Source organism: uncultured Aureimonas sp. (assembly GCF_913775355.1).
Lineage (GTDB): Bacteria > Pseudomonadota > Alphaproteobacteria > Rhizobiales > Rhizobiaceae > Aureimonas.
The window spans coordinates 1-3,253 of record NZ_CAJYIU010000042.1; the positions used below are offsets into that span (position 1 = coordinate 1).

The 3,253-nt window shown below is 65.8% G+C and carries 2 protein-coding genes and 1 pseudogene; all 3 read left to right on the forward strand.

Annotated features, from left to right (window positions below):
* Positions 1 to 407, forward strand: a pseudogene (locus tag QZ753_RS03165) (3-phosphoshikimate 1-carboxyvinyltransferase); the annotation flags it as partial.
* Positions 404 to 1,030, forward strand: a complete 627-nt coding sequence (locus QZ753_RS03170) for a d(CMP) kinase (RefSeq protein ID WP_294641156.1) — start codon at positions 404 to 406, stop codon at positions 1,028 to 1,030. The pseudogene QZ753_RS03165 and the gene QZ753_RS03170, both read left to right, overlap by 4 nt.
* Positions 1,031 to 1,298: 268 nt before the next feature.
* Positions 1,299 to 3,005 (forward strand): 30S ribosomal protein S1, encoded by a 1,707-nt coding sequence (rpsA, locus tag QZ753_RS03175; protein WP_294641158.1) that lies wholly within the window; start codon positions 1,299 to 1,301, stop codon positions 3,003 to 3,005.
* Positions 3,006 to 3,253: the final 248 nt, after the last annotated feature.

Below are 3,253 nucleotides of genomic sequence, written 5' to 3' on the forward strand. Positions count from 1 at the left end.
TGCAGGGCATCACCGTACCGCACGATCTCGCGCCGTCGATGATCGACGAATATCCGGTGCTGTTCGTCGCCGCAGCCTTCGCCGCCGGTCGCACGGTCGCGCGCGGCGCCGACGAACTGCGCGTAAAGGAAAGCGATCGCATCGCCGCGATGCGATTGGCGCTTGAGGCAAACGGCGTCCCGGTAACCGAGCACGAGGACGGCCTGTCGATCGACGGCAGCGGCGGCGACGCGATCCCCGGCGGCGGCACGGTCGCGACCCGGCTTGATCACCGCATCGCGATGAGCATGGCCGTTGCCGCACTTCACGCGCGCGCCGCCATCACGCTCGACGACGCGTCGCCGGTGCAGACCAGCTATCCTACCTTCTTCGACCAACTGGAGCAGCTTTCGGGAGAAGCCGCATGATCATCGCCGTCGACGGCCCCGCGGCATCGGGCAAGGGCACGATCGCCAAGGCGCTCGCCCGCCACTATCACCTGCCGCACCTCGACACCGGGCTGCTCTATCGCGCGGTAGCCGCCACCGTCCGCCGCATGGAACTCAATCCCGAGAAGGAGGCGGATGCCGTCGCTGCGTGCGACTTCGACGAGCTGACGCTTGCCGATCCGGGCTTGCGCGACGACGATGTCGGGCAGCTCGCCTCGGTTGTCTCGGCACACCCGCTAGTGCGCGCGGCCTTGCTCCAACGCCAAAAGCGCTTCGCCCATCAGGAGGGCGGCGCGGTGCTAGACGGACGCGATATCGGTACGGTGATCGCGCCCGATGCGCTCGCCAAGCTGTTCGTCCGCGCAACCCCGACGATCCGCGCGCAGCGCCGCCACGCCGAACTTAAAAACCGCGGCAGCGGTGTAAGCTACGACCAGGTACTCGCCGACATCCGCGCGCGCGACGAACGCGACAGCAGCCGCTCAGCCGCCCCGCTTGTCCCCGCCGCCGACGCGGCGCTGCTCGATACCAGCTTCCTGTCGATCGACGCCTCGATTGCCAAGGCTATCGCGCTCGTCGAGGCGCGGCGCCCGCAGGGCTGATCGCCCCCGCCAATGCTTGCTTCTACCCTGCGCTTCCGCTAAGGGCGCGCGGTCCAGCGGGCTTAGGCTTCGCGGAGGCATGGCGCGGCTACAGCAAAATGCTGCGCCCTTTTCGCACCAGCGTTCTGTGTCTCTGCACTCTCTCGGCGCGCGCGGATACCGCGTCCGGCATGGGGCCGGCGTGGTGTTTTGGCCCTGGGGGTTGCCCCCTAGACCAGCGGAACCAACCGCTTGGCCGGAAACGACAACGTTTAGGACTTACGGATTTATGGCCTCTACGGCAGCTCCCTCACGCGACGATTTCGCGGCAATGCTCGATGACATGTTCGGCGGCGCCGACAGCTTCGAGGGCCGCGTGGTGCTCGGCACCGTTACCGGCATCGAGAACGACCTGGCCGTCATCGACGTCGGCCTGAAGAGCGAAGGCCGCGTGCCGCTGCGCGAATTCGCGCCTGCGCCGGGCCAGAAGGCCGAGCTGAAGATCGGCGACGAGGTCGAGGTGTACGTCGACCGCGTCGAGAACATGCACGGCGAAGCAATGCTCAGCCGCGACCGCGCCCGCCGCGAGGCCGCCTGGGACAAGCTTGAGGTCGAGTTCGCGAAGACCGCGCGCGTCGAGGGCACGATCTTCGGCCGCGTCAAGGGTGGCTTCACGGTCGATCTGTCGGGCGCCGTCGCCTTCCTGCCGGGTTCGCAGGTCGACATCCGCCCGGTGCGCGACGTCACCCCGCTGATGGACATTCCGCAGCCGTTCCAGATCCTTAAGATGGACCGCAAGCGCGGCAACATCGTCGTGTCGCGCCGTGCCGTGCTCGAGGAAACCCGCGCCGAGCAGCGCTCGGGCCTGATTCAGAGCCTGGCCGAGGGTCAGATTATCGAGGGCGTCGTCAAGAACATCACCGACTACGGTGCGTTCGTTGACCTGGGCGGTATCGACGGCCTGCTCCACGTCACCGACCTGTCGTACAAGCGCGTCCAGCACCCGTCGGAGATGATCAACATCGGCGACACGGTGAAGGTGCAGATCATCCGCATCAACAAGGACACGCAGCGCATCTCGCTCGGCATGAAGCAGCTCGAGAGCGATCCGTGGGATGGCGCTGGCGTCAAGTACCCGGTCGGTGCGAAGCTGTCGGGCCGCGTGACCAACATCACCGAATACGGTGCGTTCGTCGAGCTGGAGCCGGGCATCGAGGGCCTGGTTCACGTGTCGGAAATGTCTTGGACCAAGAAGAACGTCCACCCGGGCAAGATCGTCTCGACCTCGCAGGAAGTTGACGTGGTGGTGCTCGAGGTCGACGCCGAGAAGCGCCGCATCTCGCTCGGTCTCAAGCAGGCGCAGGCCAATCCGTGGGAGGCATTCGCCGCCGCGCACCCGGTCGGCTCGACCGTCGAGGGCGAAGTCAAGAACGCGACCGAGTTCGGCCTGTTCATCGGCCTCGACAACGACGTCGACGGCATGGTCCACATGTCGGATATCGCCTGGGGTGTTTCGGGTGAGGACGCGCTCAACCTGCACCGCAAGGGTGAGACCGTTCAGGCGGTCGTGCTCGACATCGACTCGGAGAAGGAGCGCATCTCGCTCGGCATGAAGCAGCTCGAGCGTGGCGGTCCGGTCTCGGCCGGTGCTGGCGACCGCCTGGGCAAGAACCAGGTCGTCACCGTCACCGTACTCGAGGTCCGCGACGCCGGCCTCGAAGTGCAGCAGGGCGACGACGGCGCGACCGGCTTCATCAAGCGCACCGATCTCGGCCGCGACCGCGACGAGCAGCGTCCGGAGCGTTTCCAGGTCGGTCAGAAGTTCGACGCGATGGTGACCGGTTTCGACCGTTCGAAGAAGCCGACCTTCTCGATCAAGGCGATGCAGATCTCCGAGGAGAAGCAGGCTGTGGCGCAGTACGGTTCGTCCGACTCGGGCGCGTCGCTTGGCGACATTCTTGGCGAGGCGCTCAAGGCCCGCGACTCGAAGAAGTAAGTCTTCGACATTTGCGGAACAACGCACGCGAAGGGGTCGGTAATGCCGGCCCCTTTTCGTTTGCCGATATGGCACTGCGTCGGTCCTATCGCGGAAGCGTATTTATCTGTATCAATCACGTGCCGCGGTATACGCGCGGTGCGTGTTGCGATGGTGGGGAAGCAAATGATTCGGTCGGAACTCGTCAACCGGCTCACGGAAGAAAATCCGGAACTCACCCCGCGCGATGTCGAGGCGATCGTGTCCAC